The sequence below is a fragment of the Bacteroidales bacterium genome, from assembly GCA_035299085.1.
Taxonomy (GTDB): domain Bacteria; phylum Bacteroidota; class Bacteroidia; order Bacteroidales; family UBA10428; genus UBA5072.
The window spans coordinates 157587-183932 of record DATGXG010000036.1 but is presented as its reverse complement, the minus strand read 5'-3'; the positions used below and the strand labels follow the sequence as shown (position 1 = coordinate 183932).

Here is a 26346-nt window from a genome sequence, read left to right as displayed (position 1 = left end):
TCTTTTGCTGTTGTCTTTTTTATTGTTAAATCAAAAAGCCCTCAAAGCAGATACCGGATTGTCATTAACGGGGTTTAACTGTCTGAGATAATTACCGCAATGAGGGCTTTAACCATTTCTATTCACATGAATCGTTTACGGTTCCCGGAGTGCCCAGGTCACCAGTGCTGTAAGCACTTTTGGAGACACACCATGAAGAACCCAATATCGCCTCCTCCTTATTCATCTTTAAAGGGGAAAGGCCTATTGATGCACCGGTTCCGCCAGGAAACGCGGACTGACTGTAATCCACGGCAAAAATCAGGGAGCCGTCCGTACCGTCCGTGCCATAATTGTACAATGAAAGAGTTGTGCCGGTGTTATTCAGTGAAAGAGAGCTACCGTATACATATTTATTTCCTGATAATGCGGTTTCTGACCGGGCAAGTACGGCATATGCACCTGCAGCCAGCATAAGCGGACCATTAATGGTATGGTGTTCTGTGGTTCCTTTCCGGATCACAACATCGCCCAAATCTATACTTTCCGTAGTATTATTATATATTTCAATCCACTCACCATACGTATCAGTTAACGCTACAGGATCATACATGATTTCGGTGATTAACAGATCCCCCTGGGCAAATACACCGTTCTGCGGTTCCTCACCTTCATTGATATTTACAATTTGCAATGAATCTTCCCCTTCCGTTACATTGATCGTAAATGCTGCGGAACCTTCAACCATAGCATTTACGTGTATCTCATAATGTCTTCTCGGTTTTGGATCGGGAATGCTGCCTGTAAGTGTTTTGGTTTCAGTTCCTGTCTGCGTTGTCCTGGTCAATGTTACTGCAATATTCACAGGTAATGGCTGGAAATAGCCGATCCTGGTTTCCTCTTTGGTGTATGTGAGTGAGCCGGCCGAAGTGGAAACTAAAGTGGAAAAATCGGAATAATACGTTTTTATCTGGTCTGCATAAACCATGGATACCATGATGTTGGCCAGTTCACAGGTAACTGTTACTGTTTGCAGCTGTCCCGAAGAAATTGTGAAAACTTCCGACTCACCGTAATAATAAGGATTGCTGAATGCTGCAGGTAAATTGTTGGCCGATTGTGCCGTGACGTAATAGTTCCCCGGATTGAGCATGATTTCATCCGGAATATCGGCAGCCCGGTCAAAAGCCATCACCTGAGAACCTGAGGATGTGAAAATTGTAACATTGAAATCTTCGCCCGCTAAGGTGGATTTAAGTTCGCCGGGCTCTTCATTCACACTGATAAATAAACCTACATGAAGGGAAAGAGTGCCTTTCATGGTTTCAAAAGCAGGGTCATCTTTATGGCAGGAAACAGATGACAAAAGGATTAAAATAACACAAACTAACGGTTTTGTTTTCATAAGGATTTAAGTTTAACTGTTTGGTATACATTAATACCACGAGATGTTAAAAAGTAACCCTTATGTTAAAAAAAATCAGTACATATTTTTAAAAAATTTCACGGCATCCTTAAGGGAATCTTCAATCCGACAAAAGGTATATCCAAGTTTGCCGGTTATTTTGGCATTCGAATAGGTCAGTTCGGAAGAAGCAATTTTAAAAGTCTGCCGGTTGATCCGGGATGGCTTACCTGTGAAAAGTGTCCTGATGCCTTCGTAAAAAAGCGCAGCCCTGGCCAAAGCGGGAGTAACCAACTTCGCAGGCGATGCAGATCCTAATCCGGCAGCAAGTATTCCCATAAAATCCTTATGGCTGATATTTCCAGAGTTCAGAATGAACCGTTCACCTGTGACATCGCTGTCCATAAGAATAACCATGATCCTGGCCACATCTCTTACATCTACGTAACCTGATGAACCGTGAGGGTAATATTTAAGTCCCTTTTTTATCCTTAAAAACAATTCTTTACCGGGACCTAGCCACATACCGGGACCAATAATTACAGACGGATTAACGATAAATGCATCAAGCCCCTCATTAATCCCACGCCAGACTTCCATTTCTCCCTTATACTTACTTATGGAATAAGAAGAGGCATCCTCTCCTTTGTTCCATATCACAGTTTCATCCACCGGCAGACCGTCTTCCAATTCCCCTAACGTGGCAATTGAACTTACGTGACATAACCTGATGTTTTTATACTCCTGACAAGCATTAACTATATTGGCCGTACCGTCAATGTTAATCCTGTTCAGTTTCTTTTTATCGCGGTCGTCAAAAGTAACTCTGCCAGCAACATGATAAACCCCTGAAATTCCATGAAGTGATTTTAGCACAGCATAGTAGTTGCAAATATCAGCCTCTACCCATTCTATGTTATTGAACAACGAATGATCGGAAGTATAAAAACTGAAGATCTGCCTTGTGTTTTCAATTTTGGTTTTGTCCCTGAAAAGTGCTCTTACAGGTTTACCCGATGCCACCAGTTCATAGAGAACATGTGATCCCAGTAACCCGGTTGCTCCTGTAACCAAATCCATCCTGTTTAATTAATCGATTTCCTTTATCAGAAATGAGAATAATGTCACCAGTTTATTTTCAGCTTTCCCTGCAGTTTCAATAATGTCTTCTATTTTGGCCGGAACCAGGTTATCAGGATCACACTCATCTGTTAGTACCGAAACTGCCGCACACGGAAGGTTCATATGATTGGCAACAATAACTTCAGGAACCGTTGACATACCCACAGCATCCGCGAAATTTCTGAACATCCTGTATTCCGCCCTGGTTTCAAGATTGGGACCCATAACCGCTACATAGGTGCCTTTGTAAAGCACAATTTTTTCACGCTTTGCGATTTCAACCATCCTGTTATTCAGCAAAGGTGAATAGGGACAACTCATATCCGGGAACCTGGGTCCCATTTCATCAAGATTTTTTCCCCTCAACGGATTATCAGGAAGAAAATTGATATGGTCGTCGATCAGCATGAGATCGCCCTTTTTATAAGAAGGATTAAGAGCGCCGGCGGCATTGGAAAGCAGAAGATACTTTATGCCAAGTTTTTTTAAAACCCTTATCGGGAAGGTTACATCTGCAAGGGAATACCCTTCATAGTAATGAAACCTGCCCTGCATGGCAAGCAGGGTTTTGCCATGTAGTTTACCATAAATCAATTTGCCTGAATGAAACTCAACTGTAGAAAGAGGGAAATGGGGTATTGAACTGTAATCAATTACTTTGATTATATCAAAGGCACCTGCCATTTTACCAAGACCTGTTCCGAGAACAATTCCGATTTGAGGGTCTTTAATGCCTGCTGAAAGAAGATATTCAACAGCCTGATCAATTTTCTGATTCATGATGGGTTCAATTACTTTTCAAAAGTAATGATTACCTTTCAATTTCCATCAATACTTCATCCTTGGCTACCGAGTCACCCGGCTTAACACTTATCTTCTTAACTTTCCCTGCAACAACAGCTATAATCTCGTTTTGCATTTTCATGGCTTCAAGGATGAGTATGGCTTCACCTTCTTTAACCATGGCATTTTCCTCAACGAGCAATTCAACAATCTTACCAGGCATGGGAGCTGTGATGACCTCATTTTTATCAGCCTGTTTAAATTTTTCAAGGTATTTACGCCGGCGGTATGAAATAGGTGATTCAATAGTAAAGGTGTAACTGAGGCCGTTCAATAGAACAGTGTATATGTTCTGGTTTTTATCGGTTATCTCGGCAAGGTATCTCTTGTTTTTGTATTCAATGACGGTGAATCCTTCCTCTTCAAAGATTTTTATATCCTTCTTGTGACCGTTAATACTCAGTTCATCGCTGAAAGGACTTCGGACTACGTACTTTTTACCGCCCTGGGTCACCGCAATGTACTCCGTTGGTTTTTCTTTTTTTGATTTGAGAAGCTTCATTATTCCGCTATTAAAGTGATTTTAATCTCTTGTTTAATACCCATGGGCTTATGCTTTTTCCTCTTTCAAAATCGGGTTTGGCAGTCCTGTTGGTTTCAAGTTCCGCAGCGAAATCAAAAGCGGCTACATAAGCGGCAAGCATTTCATCGTCCTCTTCATTATAATAAAGCTTATCCATCTCTTTTTCAATGAAGGAGGTATTAAAATCGCCCTTTTTGAATTTTTTATGGTTAAGAACGGCAAGGCAAAATGGAATGGTTGTTTTAATTCCCCTGATCCACACTTTTTTTAAGGCTGCAGTTGCAGTGCTTATTGCCTTTTCCCTTGATTCTGCATGAATAATAAGCTTGGCCAGCATGGAATCGAAATAAGGTGTGATAACCGAATACTCTGTTATTCCACTGTCTATACGAATATTTTTTCCTTTAGGAAAAGTTACCTTTTCGATAATACCCAGGTTCGGCGAGAAACCCGCCTGGACATCCTCGGCATTGATCCTGCATTCAATTGCCCAACCTATCAGCTTGACATCCTTCTGCTTGAAAGCCAGTTTTTGTCCTTCCGAAATCCGGATCTGCCATTCAATGAGATCAACACCGGATACCATTTCGGTAACCGGATGCTCTACCTGGATCCGCGTGTTCATTTCCATGAAAAAGAAGTTCTTATCCGCGTCAAGTAAAAACTCTACGGTTCCTGCCGAATAATAATCAACCGCTTTTGCAATTTTAATGGCTGCTTTACCCATTTCTTCCCGGAGCTTTTCATCCAGTGCAGCTGAAGGAGATTCTTCAATAAGTTTCTGATGTTTGCGCTGAACTGAACATTCACGCTCACCAAGGTGAACATAATTACCATGCCTGTCGCCCAGTACCTGGAATTCAATATGACGGGGGTTTCTTACATATTTTTCAATGAAAAGCGAAGAATCGTTAAAGGCTTTCTCCGACTCACCTGCTGCCATCTTAAACATTTTTTCCATGGCAGAAGCTTTTTCCACAATGCGCATTCCACGACCTCCACCACCGGCTGCAGCTTTCAGAATAACAGGATACCCTATTTTTTCCGCAATTTCTTCGGCTTCCTTCGGATCCTTAACCGTTCCCTGGCTGCCCTGCAACAAAGGTACACCATGCTTCTGCGCAATCTGTTTGGCAATTGTCTTATTCCCCATTTTGTAAATGGCTGCAGCAGAAGGACCTATGAAAACTATATTCTCTTCTTCACATCGTTTGGCGAAATAAGGATTTTCAGCCAGGAATCCATAACCCGGATGTATGGCATCAATTTTATTTTGTTTTGCGGCTTCGATAATTCGTTCAACATCCAGGAATTCAGGAATCTCATCAAAGTTTTCTGAAAAATCAATTACATCATCCACAAGTCGCAGGTATAATGCATTTGGTTCTTTAGCCGTTTTTATGCCAAATGATTTAATTCCCATCTTTTTGGCAGCTTCTGAAATTCTTACAGCAATTTCACCACGGTTTGCTATAAGCAGGCTTTTTATATTCATCCTCGAAAAATGAATTTATAGTGTTACTAAAGCGGGATATTCCCGTGTTTTCTCGATGGTACACTTACATGTTTGCTCTCAAGCGCAGTAAATGCGGTTATCAGTTTCTTCCGTGTAGTTATGGGATCAATAACTTCATCTATATATCCCTTATCATCTGCTACATAAGGATTTGCTATTTCATCGCGGTATTTAACAGTCAGTTCTTTTTTAAGTTTTGCCGGATCACTCGATTCAATCAGTTCTTTCCTGTAAAGAATCGATACGGCACCCTCAGGACCCATGACAGCAATTTCAGCTGTTGGCCAGGCAAAATTGAAATCGCCCCCGAGATTTTTGCTGTTCATTACACAGTATGCGCCTCCGTATGATTTTCTAAGTATCACCGTAATTTTTGGAACGGTGGCATCTGCATAGGCATACAGCAATTTTGCACCATGCCTGATAATACCATTGTGCTCCTGGTCAACACCCGGTAAAAAGCCCGGTACATCCTCAAGGGTGAGAATAGGAATATTAAACGAATCACAGAATCGAATAAAACGGGCTCCTTTAACGGACGAATTGATGTCGAGTGTGCCTGCCAGTACTTTTGGCTGATTGGCCAGGATCCCGATTGTTTTACCCTGCAACCGGCCGAAACCGATGACAAGGTTCTGGGCAAAATATGTCGATATTTCAAAAAATGTATTCCTGTCAATAATCAGGTTGATGATATCTTTAATGTCATAGGGTTTATTCGCATCATCAGGTACAATATCCCTTATCCGCTCATCTTCCCTCATGTCGTTGTCGCAGTTTTCAAGAAAGGGAGGATTTTCAAGGTTATTGGAGGGTAGGTACGACAGGAGTTTCTGAACTCCGCGTAACGTATTCTCTTCATCTTCATAAACAAAATGAGCTACCCCGCTTTTTTTCATATGCACCATGGCTCCGCCCAGGTCATCAAAGGAAACATCCTGATTAAGCACTTCTTTTACCACGTTGGGACCCGTGACAAACATATAACTGGTTTTGTTTGTCATGAAAACAAAATCGGTGATCGAGGGGGAATACACAGCTCCTCCGGCTGCAGGCCCCATAATTACCGAAATCTGGGGCACAACACCCGATGCATCCACATTCCGCTTAAAAATAGCTGCATAACCTGCCAGGCTGGCAACTCCTTCCTGTATACGAGCGCCTCCCGAATCAATCAACCCAATAATGGGAGCGCCCATCTTAAGTGCCATGTCCTGTATCTTGGCTATTTTAGCAGCATGAACCGAACCAAGCGATCCGCCCATGATGTTGAAATCCTGTGAAAACGCAAATGCAAGCCTTCCGCTTATTTTACCATAACCGGTGATAACGCCGTCACCGAAGGCTGATACTTTCTTGCCAAAATCGCCACCTGCCGGAGCAGGCATTGAATATCCATCGATTTCCTCAAAGGTATCAGGGTCAAATAGCATATCCACCCGTTCCCTGGCGGTCATTTTTCCCTTGAGATGCTGTTTTTCAACAACCGACTCAGCCTGCTGTTGTTCGGCATAAGCCTCCTGACGATTGAGAAAACGAGTGTATAACTTTCCTTTTACATCCATGTGAAAAGAATTATTCGATTATTACAGCAATTAACAACAATAATGAGAAAATGGGTAAAAAAACCGGCAGGATTGATTTCAATGGACAGAAATGTATATATCAGCTTTGTCAATTTCATATCCGCACATTTTTGCCTTCAGAAAGATTGTACATCCTTTGCCTGAAGGCAGTTCCAAAAGAACGTAATTTGGAATGAGGAGCAAAGTTAATAAATAAAAAATGACAATCAAGAGGCGGAAAGGACAAATCCCTTTAACCTTTTGATTGCCATTTATTAAACATCCGATATTTTCAAAAGTCAATCTAAACGGTCACACTCAGTACATCCGTGATGGCTTTCTTAAAAGTCTCCTTGGGCAAAGCACCCATTGCCATTTGAGGTTGTCCGTCAAGCGGAATGAAAAGCAGGCTGGGAATACTCTGAATGCCAAACATGGCGGATAATTCACGCTCTTCGTCAGTGTTTATCTTATAAATTTCAAGCTTATCACTGTACTCTGTTTTTAATTCTTCAAGCACAGGCGCCACCATCCTGCAAGGGCCACACCAGTCTGCATAGAAATCAATAATAGCAGGCTTTGTACCGGCATATTTCCATTCTTTATTGACTTCATAATCAAACACCTTTTCCTTAAAAGTGTCTTTTGTTAAATGCTCAAGTGCCATGATCTTGTTTTTAATTTATGTAAAGGATACTGCAAAACTTAAACCAACGTATCTATATATGTTTATATGTCATAGTACACTGACTTTATGTCTGAAAATAAACAAATACGGTTACTAATTGGTCATTTCGGCGTACTTATGGAAGGAAAAGGAAAACCTGGGAAGCAATTCCTGGTAAATTTCCCCGGATTCCAGCATTTCATCATCTCCTTCTTCGTACATCCATTTCACATTAACAGTCAGGATGTCCTTTTTGTTATCGATCGACTTGAATAAATCAAGCAATTGCTTTGAAACACTTGTATTAAAATAATCAAGGTTGATTTCTATGTTCACCTCCTGTGAGGAATATTCATTAATCCAGGCCAGTAACGGAGCAAAAAACTTAGCTGCGTCTTCAGGCAATGCCCTGCCAAATATCTTTAATTCTCCGTTGGCCTTAAATGATACATTTGGAAGCGAGTCAGTTCCTTGAATAAATAAATCTTGCATGGCAATTCGTTCAAAAATTAGGTTCAAAAGCCGGATGTCTTAGATAGTATCAAAATATAAATATATATAATATTACTAAACTATAAGCGACCCCTTCCCTAATTTCAATTCACATTCTGTATTTTCAGACCATATCTTTTTTTCTGAAATTACGTAAATAGGATATAATCTATTCTGGAATATGAAAAACATTATTGTACCCGTTGATTTTTCGACAGAATCCTTGAACGGACTTAAAATGGCTGCCCTTTTTTCGACAAGGCAGCAGATCAGCATCCACCTTATTTATGTACTCCAGAGGAATTCGGAAACTGAAAAAGATGCATCTGTAGTCGAAAAAAACACCGCTGAGAAAAAATTCGAAACAATTATAAATGAATTTAAACCCCAACTTCAGAATGATTCGGTAATCGATTACAAATTGGCACCCGGAAGAATCTACCAGGAAGTTGTCAATCTTGCCAAACAGTGGCCAAATTCTGTAATCAGTACATCTACCCATGGAGCATCAGGCTTCCAGGAAGTATTCATTGGCAGCAATGCTTTTCGTATAATTTCAGCTACCGAATCACCTGTTATTACGCTGCGCAAGAATTACTGCCCTTCTTCAATCAGGAAAATAGTTCTTCCGATTGATCTTTCAGCCGATTCACGCCAGAAAGTACCTTTTACAACTGAGTTGGCCCGGTTGTTCAATGCAGAGGTGCATGTAGTGGCTGTTCAAACTTCAAAGGGTAAACAAAATATCAAAAAAATAAGATCGTATGCCAGCCAGGTAGCTGGTTATATACAGGGAAAGGTAACCTGTGAAAACAATGAAGTGTTTGGCGACAATGTGCCGGATATGATCATTAACTACGCCAATACGGTACGGGCAGATCTTATTTCGATAACCACGGAGCAGTCATCAGCTATCTCCCTTATTATGGGAAATACAGCACACCAGATACTCAATAAGGCTGAAATTCCGGTACTCTGCCTTGCACCACGTCACATAACCAAGTCGGGATCATTCGCCTCAATGGGCGGCTGAAAAAGTTACCGTGATTTTAAAAGTTTGCGCATTGTCCTTCTGAATCCTTTTATGGTAGGAAGTTCCTCACCATAATAGCCATGCTCATAGCCATAACCATACCCGTAGCCATAACCATAACCATACCCGTAGCGGTAACTATACCCGTAATAACCTTTGGCCTGAACATCATTGATGAGCAGTGTCATATTTTTTAAACCTCTTTTGGTAAAAAGGTCTTCAACCAACTGCAGCACCTGCTTGCTCGAATAACCATGCCTGATAACAAAAACATGGATATCAACCATATCTTTTAATAGCAGGGCGTCTGTTACAATCGCAATCGGAGGAGTATCTATAACAATATAATCATATTCTTCCTTCATTTTTCGCAGGAACTCTGTCATCCTTGCCGATTCGATAAGCTCGGCAGGATTGGGGGGCACCGGACCTGAAACAGCTACCCACAGATTATCCACATTGGTGGGATGAATGAAGTTTTCCCCGTCGATACCGGCAAGGTAAGAACTGATCCCTTTTTCATTTTTTATCCTGAAAATTTTATGAATTTTCGGCTTGCGAAGGTCCAGGCTTATCAGAAGGGTCTTTTTCCCTGCCATGGCAAGTATTGCTGACAGGTTTGCCGAACAGAAAGTTTTTCCTTCGCCGCTTATAGTGGATGAAAAGGATATGATCTTGTGAGTTTCATTCTTAAGCAGGTATTGCAGATTTGCCCTGAGTGATCGGAATGATTCGGTGAGGGCTGATTTCGGATTTTCAAAAACCGGAAGGTCATATGATTTGTCATTATGTCCAACAGAACCTAAAATGGGAGTGTTGGTTTGCTGTTCTATATCTTTTTTGTCAACAATTTTATTGTTGAAATATTCAATCAGAATCAGCAGCAACAGGGGTAGCAGCCCTCCAAGAACAAGGCCCATCATATAATTCATGGAAGTTTTCGGCTTTATCATCACAGCATTCTCCGCCCTGGCACTGTCGAGAAGCCGGTGGTCCGGCATATTTGAGGCTTTGGTAATACCAGCTTCAGCACGCTTTTCAAGAAGAAAAGTATATATCTGGTCGTTTATGTTGAATTCACGCTGAATATTGATAAGTTGCCTTTCAGTTGACGGCAGTTTCTGAATTTCTGCTTCCAGATTATTTATGCGCTTGTTTAATTCACTTTCCGATATGCTGTTTGCCTTAATAAGATTCTGAACGTTTTCTTCGATATCAAGCCTGAGATTTTCAAGCTGCATGTTCAGCATGGTAAGCTTCGGATTACTTTCGTTCGAACTGAACTGAAGATTCCTGCGTTCTGTATTCAGTGTATTGATCTGCGATACCAGCGAGTTCAGCAAGGCGTCCTGTATGCCCATCACTGAAGGAGCAATGATTTCGATGTTATCTTTTTTCGAATCAATATATTCCTTTAAATACTCAAAATACCGTGCCTGAATATCAATCGTCGCTTTTTCAGTATTCAGTTGTTCCATCTGCTGAAACATGGCATTCCCTTCCTGGCTGATATTAATGATCCGGTTGGCGGATCTGAAATTCTGCAGCCTGATTCCTGCAGTTTGCAACGAATCAATGGTTTCATTCAACTGCTGATCGATAAACTTAATTGTATTCGAAGAGGTTGAGTTCTTTTCGTCGAGATTGGACTGGATATAAACCCGTGAAAGCATGTTCAGGTAGTCACATATCTGCTCCTTATTCGGACCGGTTAATGACAGGGTCAGTATGGAACCCTTTTCATCATTCACCTCAACATTAAGTCCTGCCCTATACCTGTTTACAAGGCTATTCAGATCATTCAGTGTGAAATAATATTTCAGAGGAAAATTCTCGAGGTTTTTAAGACTTCCGGGAGTCCTTGGAAGTAATGTGAAATTAAAGCTTTCATGCTGAAATTTCTGTCCAAAATACAATACCTGCGAAATACCGAATTTATCATCCGTGAAACGGTATGTGCTCGGAGACAGGATGCTTATTGAAATCGGGTAATTGTATTGATTGGCCGATGCAGTATCAACGATGGCTATAAACGGTGAACTTTTATACAATTTCGATTCAGCAATACCTCTTCTGCCGACTGCCGTATAAGTAATTCCAAAATCGAGCTTCTGGAGGGCGGCATGAGCCATTTTATATGACTTCAACACTGTAATTTCATTCTGAACCACGGCCTTGGTTCTTCTGTTCCGGATATTGGTCATATCCTCAATTACACTTTCAATATCGCCCCTTGGTGTATTTTCATTGGCAATGATTACAGAACAATTGGCCCTGTACATATCTTCAGAATACCTGTTAACCAGGTAAGCTATAGTCAACGCAAAAAAAATGGATAAAGCAAACCACCACCAATTATATAAAATCCTGTAAAGGTATTTTTTGATATCTATGCTCTCTTCTTCGCGGTAAATTTCAGGATATTGATCCATGTGAAATGCTGAATATGAAACGTGTAAAGATAGTAAAATAAAAATCCTATATTTGTTTTCCTTAAGTTTTAACATGAAAAAGCTTGTCGTACTAACGGGTTCAGGAGTAAGTTCCGAAAGCGGACTCAAAACTTTCAGAGATTCCGGAGGTTTATGGGAAAACTATGACGTTATGGAAGTCGCCAGTTACGCGGGATGGGTGAAGAATATGGAACTCGTGCTCACCTTTTATAACGAAAGAAGACAACAGCTTGAAACAGCACAGCCTAATGACGCGCATAAAGGCCTTGCTGAACTTGAGAAATATTTCGATGTGCAGATCATCACCCAGAATGTTGATAACCTGCACGAAAAAGCCGGGAGTAAAAATGTGCTCCATTTACATGGAATCCTAACCAGGGCAAGGAGTACAGGCGATCCTGACCTTGTATATGATATCGGCTATAAACCGATAAATAAAGGAGATACCTGCGAAAAAGGAACCCAGCTCAGACCTGATATTGTGTGGTTCGGCGAAGCAGTTCCTGCCATTGAGGAAGCCGCGGCAATCACCAACCAGGCCGATATTTTCGTTGTCATAGGTACCTCCATGGTTGTTTACCCGGCGGCAGGTCTTATCGATTATGTTCCGAAACCCACTCCTGTTTATCTTATCGATCCGAATGACGTTGCCGTACCTATTTACCGCCATATCAATTTTATCAGGGAAAAAGCAAGTACCGGCGTAGCCAGACTTAAAGAGAAACTGTTATCTGAACATCTATACTGATATGAAGTTCCGGTTAGTTGTAATTCTGATATTTACTTTAAGCGCGCTGAGTGCACAGGACTTTCATGGTGGCATACTGGCAGGTTTTACAGCCTCGCAGGTTGACGGCGATTCTTATGCCGGCTATGATAAAATGGGATTGGTGGGAGGTGTATATGTCACACGCGATATGACCGACTGGCTTCAGTCGCGGATGGAAGTACGGTACGCATCAAGAGGGGCACGCAACCCGGCTTCAGAGGATAACACAGGATCATACCTGCTGGCCCTGCACTATATCGACATTCCTGTAATGGCTTCCTTCAGAATAAAAAAGTACGGTTACCTGCAGCTCGGGTTAATTCCCGGATACATGTTCCACGCCAATGGCCGCGATGACAGCGGAACTTTGCCACAGGAGTACCTTGTTGATTTCCGGAAGTTTGACCTCGGCACACTGATTGGTGCCAATATTTTAATTACACAAAATATCAGCATCGATGTAAGATATTCTTATTCGATTTTTTCAATAAGGGATCTTGAAACTGCGGGATCCTACTATAGCTGGTTCGGTAAAATTTTTGGCAATTCAAGGGGTGATTTCAACAATTACCTCACACTTCAATTGAATTACCAGTTAAAGTAAAATATCAGGAATTGCCAAAAAACAGATAGGCCATGGCTATTGCAGCCAGTACTCCCGCCAGGTCGGCCAGAAGGCCCCCTGCAACCGTATACCTTGTGTTCCTGATGTTAATAGCACCGTAGTAAACTGCAACAGTGTAAAAAGTGGTCTCGGTAGATCCCTGGACAATGCACGCCAGGCGCCCTGCAAATGAATCAGGCCCGAAGTTTTTCATGGCATCAACCATAAGACCCCTGGCTGCCCCTCCGCTCATGGGTTTCATCAGTGCAACAGGCATCGCATCTACAAACCGTGTGTCAAAACCAAATAAGGCAAAGAAGTTTCGTAATCCTGACATCAAAAATTCAAACGAACCGGAAGCCCTGAAAACACCAATGGCAACCAACATTGCCACTAAATAAGGAATTATATTCACTGCAACCTGGAAACCTTCCTTTGCTCCTTCAACAAAAGTCTCATATAAATTGATCTTCTTCCTTATCCCAAGCAGAATGAAAACAATTATAATTGAAAACAACAGGAAGTTTCCGGCAAACGCAGTTTGTACAGACATTTTATCCTGAGGGAGATTTGTCAGGTAGAATATTATCCCGGCAATGAGCAAGGTTACTCCGCCAAGATAGGCCAATACAACTTTGTTAAAAATATTGATCTTTTGTTTGAAAGCAACAAAAAGAAAGCCGGCCAGGGTGGAAAAATAGGTGGCCAGGATCATGGGTATGAAAATATCCGTGGGAGAGGCGGCACCTGCAGCAACACGCATGGCAAGCACACTGATTGGTATGATGGTCAGACTTGATGTATTCAATACAAGAAACATAATCATTGGATCCGATGCCCGTTCCTGGTCGGGATTCACTCCCTGAAGCTCTTTCATGGCTTTCAGTCCGAGTGGCGTTGCGGCATTATCCAATCCGAGCATATTGGCGCTGAAATTCATCAGGATCGATCCCATGGCCGGATGATTTTTAGGTATGCCGGGAAATATGCGGCTGAAAAATGGATTCATTACCCGGGAGAGCGCATTTACAGCTCCGCCCTTTTCTCCGATTTTCATAATGCCAAGCCATAGCGTCATAACGCCAATCAGATATATTGACAATTCGACGCTCGTCTTCGCCATATCGAAAGTACTTGTTACTATGGCGCTGAAAACATCCCGGTCAGCCACTGAAAAAATAAGGCTCAGATGATCCGCCATAAAATCACGGAAGTAATATCCTATTACCCTGAAAAGGGCAACGAGGAAGCCCACTACAAAAAAGCCGACCCAGATGTAATTAAGAATCATAGCGTGTAAACTTAATCAATCTCCTGCCACAAGAGAAAAATCAATCTGCTTTTTTTCCATGTTAACCCGAACCACTTCAATCTGTACCGGGTCACCCATCTGGTATTTCTTACCTGTTCTCCGTCCCCTGATACAGTAATTATCTTCGTCATATTCGTAAAAGTCGCCGCCGAGCCCCCTTATCGGAATCATTCCTTCGCATTTGTTTTCAAGGATCTCAACAAACACTCCCCATTCAGTGACTCCGGAAACAACACCTTCAAACTGCCTGCCGATTTTATCCTTCATGAATTCAGCCTGCTTGTACTTTACAGATGCCCTTTCTGCCTCCATGGCAAGTATCTCCATTTTTGAAGAATGCCTGCACATTTTTTCGTATATTTTCTGATTGCGTGAAGAGGCACCATGAAGGTAATCGCCCAGTAATCGATGAACCATCATGTCGGGATACCTGCGGATCGGCGATGTAAAATGTGTATAATAATCGAATGCCAATCCATAGTGCCCTATATTATTGGTGGAATACTCTGCCTTTGCCATGGCCCGTAAAGCAAGGTTTTCAATGATATCCTGCTCCCTGGTTCCTTTTACATCATCAAGCAATTGGTTTAATGACTGTGCCGTTTGTTTGTTTGACTTTATAGTAAGCTTGTAACCGAACTTTTTGATAAACCTTGAAAATTTCTGCAGTTTCTCGCTGTCAGGCCGGTCATGAATCCTGTAAACAAATGTTTTCCTGTCCGATTTATCGCTTGTTTTTCCGATTCGCTCGGCGACTTTGCGATTTGCAAGCAACATAAATTCCTCAATAAGCTCGTTTGAAAGGCCATGCTCACGGGCATAAATCCTTACCGGTTTGCCTTTTTCATCCACTTCAATCTTTACTTCTTCTCTTTCGAATGCTACGGCACCATCCCTGAATCGCTTCTCACGCAAAATCCTTGCGAGTTTATTCAGTGTGAGTATCTCATGGCTCATATCCCCTTCACCGGTGTCAATTACAGCCTGGGCTTCCTTATAGCTGAACCGTCTGTCGGAATTAATCACTGTTTTTCCGAACCACTCTTCAAGAATTTCAGCCTCATTGTTCAGAACAAAAACAGCAGAAAAGCACAATTTGTCTTCCTTGGGCCGCAGGGAGCATATATAATTCGAAAGCCTTTCGGGCAGCATCGGAACAACCCGGTCAACAAGGTATACGGATGTTGCTCTTTGCTGTCCCTCTTCATCAATTATTGTATCCGGTTGCACATAATGGGTAACATCGGCAATATGCACTCCCACTTCCCATTTTTCACCGGGAAGTTCATGAAGCGATAAGGCGTCATCAAAGTCTTTCGCATCCTCGGGATCGATTGTGAAAGTCGGTACTTTCCTGAAATCTCTTCTTTTTTTTATATCCTCTTCTGTGATCCGGTCGTTGATCCGTGCAGCCTCTTCTTCAACTTCCTCGTTGAATGTATAAGGCAACCCGAATTCGGCAAGAATTGCGTGCATTTCGGTTTCATTTTCTCCCTGGTTGCCCAGTACCTCAACAATTTCACCGAATGGATTCTTTACGTTTTTCGGCCACTCTGTAATTTTTGCAATGGCTTTTTGCCCGCTCTTTGCACCTTTTAATTTATCGAGTGGAATAAACAGGTCGAAAGGCATGTGACGGCTGTCGGGAACAAGGAAGGCAAAGCGTTCGGCTATCTCAACAGTACCTACAAATGTTTCACGTGCTCTTTCAAGGATCTCCACAACTTCGCCTTCAAGTTCACGTGTTTTTTTATGGGCATACAGTAATACCTTCACCGTGTCACCGTTAAGGGCATGGTTCAGGTTATTCTGTGAAATAAAAATATCATCCTTTATATTTTCTGATACAACAAATCCGTATCCGCCCCTTGCTATGTCGATGGTTCCGATAACAGTTCCGCCTCCCGATTTTATCCTGAATTTACCGGTTGAAATTTCATCAACGGTTTCTTTCTCTTTTAACTCATAAAGTATTTCAGTGATCAGTTTTTTCTCCGATGAGTCGGTGATGAGCATTCCCGCCGCCAGTTGCTTATAATTGAATGTTTTCCGCGGGTGAGCTGAAAAAATGGCCAGAATATTATTGGTAAGTTCTTTCTTATTAATCTTCCTTGGCTTGTTCTTTGATTTTTTACCCATGTATCACTAAAATAATTGCTAAAAGGTATGAAAGATTTAGTAAAACACAGGTAATAACCACGAAGTATTACAAATTGTTTTTTTAATCCCGAAAGCTTTTCTTCTGAATGATTCCGCATGCCTCCTTACAGGCATCAGTCATTCAGGTTTCCGATTTTGTAAAGAGATTTCTCGTCAAGAATTTTGATTCTTCTTCCCTGCAATTCGATCAGGCCGTCCTGCTTGAACTCTGACAGGAGCCTGATTACCGATTCTGTTGCCGTACCTACCATGTTGGCCAGTTCCTCACGGGTAAGGGTTATCTGCAAATACTTTTCATTGTCAAGATCAAAATCCTTCCGCAGATGAATAATCACCTCGGCAAGCCGTTCCCTTACTGTTTTTTGTGCTATATCGGTAATATAATCATTGGCTTCGCCAAGCTCCTTGCAGGCTATTTGCAATAACTCAAGGGCAAAATTCCCGTTATGCTTTACAAATTCAAGGACGGTTTCCGCGTGTACAAAGCAAATCAGGGCGTCCTCCAGGACTTTTGCCGAAGTACAGGCTCGTTCGCGGGTGATTGTTGACCTGAATCCCATAATGTCACCCTTTTTTGCAAAACGGATAATTTGTTCCTTTCCGTCAAATCCGGTTTTAAAGATCTTGATTATCCCTTTCTGAACACAATAGAAACCGTTAATACGGCTGCCTTCCGAATATATGATTGTACCTCGCTTGTAGGTATCCGGCTCCTGATCAATCGGGATCATGGCCAGCTCGTCTTTGGTGAGGTGTCTGAATATCGAAGAACTATCTATAAAACAATCCTTGCGTGCTGATACTGATTGATTTTTCATACTACTATAAATGACACTGCGAATATTGACTAATTTTGTTATTTAATCACCAAATTAAGCAAAAAAAATGAAAGATATCATTAATGTCAATTGGGTAGGCGATATGGCATTTGAAGCAACTATTGACGGTCATCACATACTTTTCGATTCAAGTCCCTCCACAGGCGGAAAAAATGCCGGCCCCAGACCTAAACCTGCACTCATGGCATCATTGGCTGGTTGTACCGGTATGGATGTTGTATCGATATTGAAAAAAATGAAGGTTGAATTATCTGATTTCAATTTAATAGTGGAAGGCACTCTTACCGAAGAACACCCCAAACAGTACACGGCAATGCACTTAACATATGAATTCTCAGGAGCAGAACTTCCTTTAGATAAAATACAACGCGCCATAGAACTTTCGCAGGAAAAATATTGCGGAGTTGCAGCAACACTGAAGAAGGCAATTGACATTACGTATGAAATAAAAATAAATAAACCCGTCTGAAAATTGTCCGGTACGTTCAAGCAATACCTTCAGGGACTTATCAGTATTATATATCCCAATTATTGTGCGGCATGTGAAAAGGTGCTGTATCACAATGAACAGGGTATCTGTCTGAGATGCCTTGCCGAACTGCCCAGGACGAAATTTCATAGTGATCCTGAAAATGAAGTGGCCAGAATTTTCTGGGGAAGAATTCCCGTTGTACATGCCACATCTTTTATGTTTTTCACAAGGGATAGCCGATACAGGCAAATTCTGCATGAAATCAAATACAAGGGTCAGCAGGAACTGGCCCGTCAAATGGGCAGGATGTTTGGTTTGGAACTGAAATCTTCACCGTTTGCCGGCACCGATTTAATTATTCCGGTTCCATTACATCCCTCAAAATACAGGCAACGCGGATATAATCAAAGCGAGCTGATTGCCTGCGGCATTTCTGAAGTTCTTGGCAAACCGGTAATCAATCATTGCGTCGGCCGGTTTATTCCAACCCGCACACAGACTCAGAAATCAAGATACGAACGGTGGGAAAATGTTAAAGGCACTTTCAGGATCACCGATGAGAATGCCATCAGAAACAAACACATCCTCCTGATTGACGATGTGATTACAACAGGAGCAACCATTGAAGCATGCGCTGAAACTATTTTGCAGGCCGAGGGAACCATGATAAGCATTGCCTCGCTTGCCTGTGTCAAACTTCTTTGAGAGCTTGGCTGACAAAAGAATTTTTTGTTTAGAGTACATTAAATAAATTTACAACCGGAAAATAATTTGACGGATTACAAGTTAGCTTACTGATAACATATTTGCTTTTGATCCATTACCTTTCATAATTATCATTTGAAGAAAGTTCTGCTATATATTACCCTGACAACCCTTGTGTTTTTACTTGCAGCATGCAGTGCCCAGAAAAACACCGGGCTTTCACGGGCTTATCATAACCTTACTGCCCGGTATAATGTGCTTTTCAATGGATCTGAAAGTTTTAACGACGGACTTGAAAAGCTTGAAAAGGAGCATAAAGACGATTATTCTGAAATTCTTCCTGTTTTTAATTACGATGATAAGCAGGCTCCCGCAATTGCCGGTTCTGATATGGACCGCACAATTAAGAAATGTACAAAGCTGATAACCCTGCATTCTATAACGGCCAAACCTAAAGTGAAGGATAATAAAACACTTTCCCCTGATGAACGTGAATTTTTGAACAAGAAAGAATATAATGTTTTTGTGGATGATGCTTACCTGCTAATGGGAAAATCACATTTTTACAAACATGAATACGCCCAGGCAGCCGAAATATTCAGGAAAATCATCGCCGACTTCAAAAATCAGACAACAGCATTCGAGGCACAGATATGGCTGGCCAAAGTGTCAATTGCCACAGGTAAACTGCTGGATGCTTCTGAAATCCTTTCATCTCTTACAAACAACGCTTCAGTTCCTGAAAAACTGATGCAGGAATTTTATCCTACTTATGCTGACTTAAACCTGAAACAAAAAGATTACAGTTCAGCAGTAACTAATCTTGAAAAGGCTATAGAATTTGAAAAGCATAAAAAAACCCGCATCCGGTATTATTACATACTTGCCCAGTTATATGAGAAAACCGGTGAACTGAAAAAAGCATCCGATTTTTACGGTCGGGTTATCAAAATGAACCCGGTTTATGAAATGGCCTTCAATGCGCATATTAACAGGGCCCTTTCTTATGAAGAAGGATTCGGACAGGCCAGCCAGATTGAAAATGAGCTGATCAAAATGCTCAATGATGATAAGAATATCGAATACCAGGACCAGATATATTATGCACTTGGAAATCTTGCGGTTAAACAGGGGAATCAAAAGAAAGCCGTAGAATATTACACAAAATCTATTGCCGCCAACAAGGGGAATAACCAGCAAAAAGTGCGGTCATACCTTACCCTGGCTGATTACTTTTATGCTCTTCCCGATTATCCGAATGCACAGGCTTATTATGACAGTGTTGTAACCTATATTGATCCCGATTACCCCGGTTACAATGTGATATTTACGAAATCAAAAAGCCTTACCCGGCTTGTTACCGAAATTAATACGGTTACACTGGGCGACAGCGTTCTTTTACTTGCTGACCTGCCCAGGGAAACCCTCAACTCGAAAATCGATGCCATTATTGAAGCCGAAAGAAAACGAGAAGAGGAAGCCCGCATAAAACAACAGGAAAAACAGCTTGATGAACAATTCGGCCAGGAAGTTTCCATGCAAAACCCGTCCGCCCGTCAGGCAACCATTAATACAGGCAACAAAAGCCAGTGGTATTTTTATAATGATGCAGCAAAAAACCAGGGCTTCCGTGAATTTAAACTGAAATGGGGAAACCGTCGTCTTGAGGATCACTGGCAAAGGGCTTCAAAAGCTGTCGTAAACTTCGCCCCGGCTGATGAAACTGCAGAAACTGAAGATGCCGTGACGCCGGAAGCTTCCTACAGTAAAATGTCGCGCGAATTCTACTATTCGGGTATTCCTTTTACCGACTCGGCGAAACAAGCCACCATAAAAGACATTGAGGCAGCATTATACAACATGGGCATTATTTATAAGGAAGAACTTAAGGATTATGAAAAGGCTAATGAATCGTTCAAATCATTGGTGAAACGCTTCCCTTCTTCAACATTCCTGCTGGCCTCATATTACAATCTTTACGGAATCGCCAGGGAACAGAATAACCAGGCAATGATGGATTACTATAAAGGAATAATCGCCCGCGATTTTCCAGGAAGCACTTATGCCCGGGTACTGACAGATCCGGAATACTTTGTTAAACTTGAACAGGAAGATCAGCAAATAAAGGACTATTACAGGCAAACCTATGAATTGTACAGCCAGGGTAAATATGCAGATGTAATTTCAAGAACCGGTTATGCCCGGAAAACCTATCCCTCACATAAACTTACACCCCAATTTACATACCTGAATATATTGGCACAGGGTAAATTTACAGATCGCAAAGTTTTCAGAGACAGCCTGAAAGCAGTGGCGGCAAAATATCCCAATACCGAAATTGCTTCGGATGCCGCCAACCTGATCAGTTATATGGACCAGGAACATCCCGAAATAAAAGAAGCTGAAGAAATCAGGATCAGCCAGGAGATATATGATTATTCTCCCATTGCAAAACACCTTTTTGTGTTTGAAGCCAATAAAAATATAAATGCTAACCAGCTTGTCTTTAACATTATCAATTATAATCTCGACAAGTATGATAGCCTCAACCTGATTGTTGAAGTAATTAACCTCGATGGTAAAACCAACCTGGTTACGGTTAAAACATTTAAAAACCAGGAGAAAGCTGTTCAATATATGAACGCAATCAAAGGAAGCCAGGAAATTCTTAAAGATTTGCCTGATATTAATATGGTTCCGTTTGTTATATCTGAGAAAAACCTGCTCACGTTAAAAAAGGATAAATCTGTAGACCGGTATCTGAAATTCTACTTGGAAAAATACAAATGACAGCCGAAACCAAAAAAATGAGGATTCTCTGGATAGATGATGAAATCGACCTTTTAAAGCCCCATATCCTGTTTCTTAATGAAAAGGGCTACCAGGTTGATACCGCATCCAATGGCGCTGATGCCATTGACCTGATACAGGGAGCTCACTTTGACCTGGTTTTACTCGATGAAAATATGCCGGGATTAAGCGGAATAGAAACCCTGAATAAAATAAGGGTGCTTAATACCGCCCTTCCTGTTGTAATGATTACAAAAAGTGAAGAAGAACATATAATGGAAACGGCAATCGGTTCGAAAATATCCGATTACCTGATAAAACCGGTTAATCCCAACCAGATCCTGCTTTCTCTTAAAAAAAACCTGGAGACAAAGAAACTGATTACAAGGGAAACTACTTCAGCCTACCAGTCAGAATTCAGAAACCTGGGCATCGATATTAATAATTCTAGGTCATACAGCGATTGGGAAAACATTTACCGCAGGCTTGTTTACTGGGAACTCGAACTGGAACGCTCAGACGATGCCAGTATGTATGAAGTGCTGCGAATGCAGAAATCCGAAGCCGGTTCAGGTTTCAGCCGGTTCATAAAGAATAACTATTTATCGTGGTTCACAGATAAATCATCGGATAAACCTCTCCTTTCAGCGGCAGTGTTTAAGGAAAAGATTTTTCCCCTTGTAGAAGCCCGGAAAAAAGTGTTTGTCATTTTAATTGATAACCTCCGACTCGACCAATGGAGAACTCTTTACCCCATTATCAGCGAGTTCTATACATCTCTTGACGATTCCCTGTTCTGTTCCATTTTGCCTACAGCAACCCAGTACGCACGTAACTCAATGTTTGCAGGACTTATGCCCCGTGAAATTGCATCGATGAATCCCCAGCTTTGGCTGAATGATGACGAAGAAGGAGGCAAAAACCTTAATGAAGAGGAACTACTTCAGAAACAACTGAACCGGCTGGGTAAAAAATACAGGATGTATTATGAGAAAATTATCCACATAAAAAGCGGTAAGAAGCTGGTGGATAATTTCAGTAACCTGCTGAATTATGACCTTGTTGTCATCGTTTACAATTTTATTGACCTTCTTTCTCATGCCAATACCGAACTTGAGATGATCCGGGAACTGGCGGGTGATGATTCGGCATACCGGTCACTGATCTTATCGTGGTTTCAGCATTCACAGTTGCTCGATATCATCAGGCTTCTGGCTGAAAACGGGGTAACTGTTGTCTTTACAACCGATCATGGGTCCATCAGGGTAAATAATCCGCTTAAAGTAGTCGGCGATAAAAAGACATCCGTGAATTTAAGATATAAAATGGGTAAGAATTTAAATTACAATCCTAAAGAAGTTTTTGAAATTCGTGAGCCTTTTGCCGCACATCTGCCAAAAGCCGATGTGAGTTCAGGATATATATTTGCCATGAACAGCGATTTCCTGGCCTATCCGAATAATTACAACTATTATGTAAGTTATTACAGGAACACCTTTCAGCATGGCGGTATTTCAATGGAAGAAATGATGGTTCCTCTTGTTACGATGATTCCGCGTTGACAATGATTAGCTTTGAAATAAATTCACTTGCCGCTATTCATAGCGCTGCCCGCAAATTCAATGAAGTGACCGATGGTCACAGGAGTTTTGCATTTTACGGTCCGATGGGCTCAGGCAAGACAACTTTTATAAAAGCAATTTGCCACGAACTGGGTGCAACAGGGCTGGTTACAAGTCCTACATTCTCCCTTGTAAATGAATACACAACCTCTTCAGGCGAAACCCTGTATCATTTTGATCTTTACCGGATTAACCAGGTAGGTGAGTTGTATGACCTGGGCTACGAGGAATATTTTTACGGTGATAACTACATTTTCATTGAATGGGCTGAAAAGGCCGAATCCCTTTTGCCGGAAGGGATCGTAAAGGTCCACCTGCACGAAACGGGCGAAAACAAAAGGTCCGTTTCGATCGAACTTTAAATGAAATCCAAAAGTTTGATGTTTTATTCTTTTTATAGTACCTTAGTTTGTTGGTATTTTAACATCATAGCATATGGTAGATCCCCGGCCTGAAGCTGCAAGTAATCCCCTGTTTTACGGCGGGTTATTGCCGCAGGAAGAAATGGTAGCCATGGGAAGAAAGTTTAAAAAACTTACCATCGGTTTGCCCCGTGAAAAACAACAGGTTGAGCAAAGAGTTTCTCTTACACCTGAAGCCGTTGAAGTACTTGTAAATAATGGCCATGAGGTTTTGCTTGAAGCTAAAACCGGTGAGGGTGCCAGGTATAATGACACGGATTACAGCGAATGCGGAGCTTTTATTCTCGATTCGAGGAAACAGGTGATGAATGCCGATATTATCCTCAAAATCTCTCCTCCCGACACCAAAGATATTGAAATGCTGAAAGGAAACCAGGTCATCCTTTCTTCGGTTCACCTCGCCCGCCAGACTGAGGAGTACATTCGGGGACTGATGGATAAAAAATGCACTGCTTTTGCCATTGAACAAATCCGTGATGAACACGGGTATTACCCCGTAATTCAATCGATGAGTGCCATATCGGGCATTTCAGCCATAAATATTGCAGCGGAATTGCTGAGCAATCAAAATGGCGGCAAAGGTGTTCTCCTTGGCGGAATTGCAGGGATCACACCTACCGAAGTGGTTATTATTGGCGCAGATACAATTGCTGAATTTGCAGCCCGGGCCGCCCTGGGGCTTGGTGCTATTGTTAAGGTATTTGATAACTCCCCTCAACGGCTTGAAGAATTACAAAGAAACCTCGGAAGAAGGTTATATACTTCTATTTTTCATCCTAAGGTTCTGCGGCGTACACTCAAATCCGCTGATGTCCTCATCGGTGCCATTAACTTATGGGACACGGGTCCCCGGTATTTTGTGACCGAAGATATGGTTAAAGAAATGAAAAAGGGAAGTGTTATAATTGATCTCAGCATCGACATGGGAGGTTGCATTGAGACATCCGAATACAGGTCAATGCAGGATGCCGTTTACACAAAACACAATGTCCTTCATTTTTCAGTGCCCAATATGCCGTCACGTGTGGCCCGCACTGCATCCATAGCCCTCAGCAATATCCTTTCTCCGATTCTTGTAACGGTTGGCAGTTCAGGAGGTTTTAAACCCTTTCTAAAAGCCAACCTCGGCGTTCGCAACAGCGTGTATATATACAACGGCATACTCACCAATGAATACCTGGGTAACCAGTTTGGAATACCCTCCAAAAATATCGACCTGTTAATGGCCGCATTTTAGGAAGGTGATATTGTGCATGATAAATACCATTGTTATCCTTTTCCGAAGGATGTACCTTTATTTGTAATAATCCTGATTCTGCATGAATTATGAAAAAATGCTGGTCCTAAAAAACAGGATCAGTCATATTGATGCCGGAAATTTCCTCGATGTAGCCGTCGGCCGTGGCGATTTCCTGAAATTCGCAATTGAATCCTTTCATTCATCCAGAAGTATAGCCGGTATCGATAATGATCCTCAGCAACTCATGCAGGCCCGCGAGGTATTGTCGGATAAACAGGTAATATTGGTTCTTGCTTCAGCCCTTGAAATGCCTTTCACTACAGGATATTTTGATACGGTTACCATGTCAAATGCTTTGCACCATGTGGATAACCTGCCCAAATTATTCCGGGAAACAGCAAGGATATGCCGGAAAAAAGGACTTGTGATCGTCAATGAAATGCTGAATGAAAATAATACGGCTCTTGATGAAACTTATATGCTTTACCACCGGCTTGTTTCTGATATCGATAATCACCAGGGTCACTACCACCGGGATATTTACTCACTGAAAGAATTATTCTCACTCGTAAACATACCTGAATTTCAACTTACCGAGTATTTCATCCATTCCGAAGAAACCGGTGAGAAAATGGATATGCATGAAATCAATGAAATATCTGACCGGCTCAGGCGAAAAGTAGCCCAGCTTAAAGGTTCTGATTACTATTATTTTTATGAGAATAAAGCCCGTGAAGTAATTAATATATTTCTGAAGAATGGCATCCACAAACCAAAACATGCCACCCTGTTCATACAGGTTCAGTAATTAGAATTCCGGGCAGGGTACCATTTTTATTTTATGCTTCAGGGGTCTTGTTTTGAATACATAACTCACCGAGATTTCGTGGGCACCCCCTGCATGGGTCATTAACCGGGAGATTGTAAAATCATAACTGTAGCCGATGTTCAGGTCATCCATCTTTACACCGATAAGAATTGTGGCAGCATCTCGGTTGAATACCTCTTTATACATCGGTATTCCCCTGTACCATATTCCTGCCACAAAAGGGCTGTGATACCAGTAAACTCCGAGGTCAAGCTGCCTGTATTGCGCCTGCTGCTTATAAAGAAAGGCAAGCTGAATACTTGTAGGAATTGGCCGGAGTAATTTTTCCGGTCGTAAAAATTTCACTCCGCCGAATACCGAATATTTAAGAGGTACTGTTCCCTGGTTTTTTTCATTTCCCTCGTAGAGATATAGCGACTGATTCGGTTTCAGAATATGATCTACAGCGGTTCCGAACCAGATTCTGTCGGTATACATCAACAGGGAGGTCGAAAAATCTATATCTCCTGCCTTTCCTATTGTTTTGTGCTCATTCGATGAAGAGGAGGTTCCGTCAGGTGTAATCTGGTCGGCCCATGTCAGCCTGTCAAAATCAATACCCCTCTCTGTGTAATTAAAATATAATCCGGGCCTCACATGCATTGACTCCGTCAGCCGGAAATCAAAAGAATACTGGGCACCAACACTCGTAGTCCTCATATGGCCGGTACCGGCAACATCCTGGTAAGCTAGCAGACCAAGCCCGCTGCTGAACTTTTCAATAAATTTATCAAAGGAAACCGAGTAGGTCTTAAACCCGTTTGAAATGGCCGGCCACTGGTTCCTGTAATTCAGGCTTAACCGGTTCTGTTCCGTTAATCCAGCAAAAGACGGCGCCAGGTACAAATAATTCGAATAAAACTGGGAGAACTGAGGGTCCTGGGGAAAAACCCTGATGATGCAGGCGAGAAGAACCAATATGACAATAACCCTTTTCATACGTCC

General features: G+C 41.8%; 23 protein-coding genes. 10 read left to right on the top strand and 13 right to left on the bottom strand.

The genetic code is table 11. From position 1 onward, the window contains the following. Window positions 1–118: 118 nt before the first annotated feature. From VK179_11940 to VK179_11905, 8 genes are all read right to left on the bottom strand, one after another. On the bottom strand, window positions 119–1384 hold the full coding sequence (locus tag VK179_11940; protein HLO59446.1) for a DUF4493 domain-containing protein: 1266 nt from the start codon (window positions 1382–1384) through the stop codon (window positions 119–121). 75 nt (window positions 1385–1459) lie between these two features. After that, window positions 1460–2464 carry an NAD-dependent epimerase/dehydratase family protein gene (locus tag VK179_11935; protein HLO59445.1) on the bottom strand — a complete coding sequence of 335 codons (1005 nt, stop codon included), beginning with the start codon at window positions 2462–2464 and terminating at the stop codon, window positions 1460–1462. A gap of 9 nt (window positions 2465–2473) precedes the next feature. Continuing rightward, the gene (locus tag VK179_11930) at window positions 2474–3286 is read right to left on the bottom strand and encodes a purine-nucleoside phosphorylase (protein HLO59444.1); all 813 of its coding nucleotides are present in this window, start codon (window positions 3284–3286) and stop codon (window positions 2474–2476) included. Between the two features lie 31 nt (window positions 3287–3317). Beyond that, window positions 3318–3851, bottom strand: a complete 534-nt coding sequence (locus VK179_11925) for an acetyl-CoA carboxylase biotin carboxyl carrier protein subunit (protein HLO59443.1) — start codon at window positions 3849–3851, stop codon at window positions 3318–3320. A 10-nt stretch (window positions 3852–3861) separates the two neighbouring features. Beyond that, the gene (locus VK179_11920) at window positions 3862–5367 is read right to left on the bottom strand and encodes an acetyl-CoA carboxylase biotin carboxylase subunit (GenBank protein ID HLO59442.1); all 1506 of its coding nucleotides are present in this window, start codon (window positions 5365–5367) and stop codon (window positions 3862–3864) included. A 26-nt stretch (window positions 5368–5393) separates the two neighbouring features. Further along, window positions 5394–6953 carry an acyl-CoA carboxylase subunit beta gene (locus tag VK179_11915; protein ID HLO59441.1) on the bottom strand — a complete coding sequence of 520 codons (1560 nt, stop codon included), beginning with the start codon at window positions 6951–6953 and terminating at the stop codon, window positions 5394–5396. A 304-nt stretch (window positions 6954–7257) separates the two neighbouring features. Continuing rightward, the gene (gene trxA / locus VK179_11910) at window positions 7258–7620 is read right to left on the bottom strand and encodes a thioredoxin (protein HLO59440.1); all 363 of its coding nucleotides are present in this window, start codon (window positions 7618–7620) and stop codon (window positions 7258–7260) included. A gap of 114 nt (window positions 7621–7734) precedes the next feature. After that, a complete protein-coding gene (locus tag VK179_11905; GenBank protein ID HLO59439.1) occupies window positions 7735–8112 on the bottom strand; it encodes a DUF1987 domain-containing protein in 378 nt (125 codons plus the stop codon). 181 nt (window positions 8113–8293) lie between these two features. Between VK179_11905 and VK179_11900 the strand changes: the two genes are divergently transcribed. Beyond that, window positions 8294–9145, top strand: a complete 852-nt coding sequence (locus tag VK179_11900) for a universal stress protein (protein HLO59438.1) — start codon at window positions 8294–8296, stop codon at window positions 9143–9145. Window positions 9146–9150: 5 nt separating this feature from the next. Here VK179_11900 and VK179_11895 read toward each other — a convergent pair whose 3' ends face one another. Then, window positions 9151–11577, bottom strand: a complete 2427-nt coding sequence (locus VK179_11895) for a polysaccharide biosynthesis tyrosine autokinase (protein HLO59437.1) — start codon at window positions 11575–11577, stop codon at window positions 9151–9153. Window positions 11578–11650: 73 nt separating this feature from the next. Between VK179_11895 and VK179_11890 the strand changes: the two genes are divergently transcribed. After that, the gene (locus VK179_11890; protein HLO59436.1) at window positions 11651–12346 is read left to right on the top strand and encodes a Sir2 family NAD-dependent protein deacetylase; all 696 of its coding nucleotides are present in this window, start codon (window positions 11651–11653) and stop codon (window positions 12344–12346) included. Between the two features lies 1 nt (window position 12347). After that, window positions 12348–12971 carry a porin family protein gene (locus VK179_11885; GenBank protein HLO59435.1) on the top strand — a complete coding sequence of 208 codons (624 nt, stop codon included), beginning with the start codon at window positions 12348–12350 and terminating at the stop codon, window positions 12969–12971. 4 nt (window positions 12972–12975) lie between these two features. On the opposite strand, the gene VK179_11880 is transcribed toward VK179_11885, so the two are convergent. The 3 genes from VK179_11880 to VK179_11870 form a co-directional block, all read right to left on the bottom strand. Further along, on the bottom strand, window positions 12976–14262 hold the full coding sequence (locus VK179_11880; protein HLO59434.1) for a nucleoside recognition domain-containing protein: 1287 nt from the start codon (window positions 14260–14262) through the stop codon (window positions 12976–12978). Between the two features lie 15 nt (window positions 14263–14277). After that, window positions 14278–16422: a ribonuclease R gene (rnr, locus tag VK179_11875; GenBank protein HLO59433.1), complete on the bottom strand. Its 2145-nt coding sequence runs from the start codon at window positions 16420–16422 to the stop codon at window positions 14278–14280. Window positions 16423–16556: 134 nt separating this feature from the next. Then, complete coding sequence (locus tag VK179_11870; protein ID HLO59432.1) at window positions 16557–17261, bottom strand: Crp/Fnr family transcriptional regulator; 705 nt, start codon at window positions 17259–17261, stop codon at window positions 16557–16559. A 67-nt stretch (window positions 17262–17328) separates the two neighbouring features. Between VK179_11870 and VK179_11865 the strand changes: the two genes are divergently transcribed. From VK179_11865 to VK179_11835, 7 genes are all read left to right on the top strand, one after another. Then, window positions 17329–17751, top strand: a complete 423-nt coding sequence (locus tag VK179_11865; GenBank protein HLO59431.1) for an OsmC family protein — start codon at window positions 17329–17331, stop codon at window positions 17749–17751. A gap of 3 nt (window positions 17752–17754) precedes the next feature. Continuing rightward, a complete protein-coding gene (locus VK179_11860) occupies window positions 17755–18459 on the top strand; it encodes a ComF family protein (GenBank protein ID HLO59430.1) in 705 nt (234 codons plus the stop codon). 135 nt (window positions 18460–18594) lie between these two features. Further along, window positions 18595–21249 carry a tetratricopeptide repeat protein gene (locus VK179_11855; protein ID HLO59429.1) on the top strand — a complete coding sequence of 885 codons (2655 nt, stop codon included), beginning with the start codon at window positions 18595–18597 and terminating at the stop codon, window positions 21247–21249. 17 nt (window positions 21250–21266) lie between these two features. Continuing rightward, a complete protein-coding gene (locus tag VK179_11850) occupies window positions 21267–22811 on the top strand; it encodes a bifunctional response regulator/alkaline phosphatase family protein (protein HLO59428.1) in 1545 nt (514 codons plus the stop codon). A 2-nt stretch (window positions 22812–22813) separates the two neighbouring features. Further along, entirely contained in the window at window positions 22814–23233 is a 420-nt protein-coding gene (tsaE, locus tag VK179_11845) for a tRNA (adenosine(37)-N6)-threonylcarbamoyltransferase complex ATPase subunit type 1 TsaE (protein ID HLO59427.1), read from the top strand. A gap of 73 nt (window positions 23234–23306) precedes the next feature. Further along, window positions 23307–24530 (top strand): alanine dehydrogenase, encoded by a 1224-nt coding sequence (locus VK179_11840; protein HLO59426.1) that lies wholly within the window; start codon window positions 23307–23309, stop codon window positions 24528–24530. Between the two features lie 82 nt (window positions 24531–24612). Beyond that, a complete protein-coding gene (locus VK179_11835) occupies window positions 24613–25341 on the top strand; it encodes a methyltransferase domain-containing protein (GenBank protein HLO59425.1) in 729 nt (242 codons plus the stop codon). Here VK179_11835 and VK179_11830 read toward each other — a convergent pair whose 3' ends face one another. Then, complete coding sequence (locus VK179_11830) at window positions 25342–26340, bottom strand: type IX secretion system membrane protein PorP/SprF (GenBank protein HLO59424.1); 999 nt, start codon at window positions 26338–26340, stop codon at window positions 25342–25344. Between the last annotated feature and the right edge of the window lie 6 nt (window positions 26341–26346).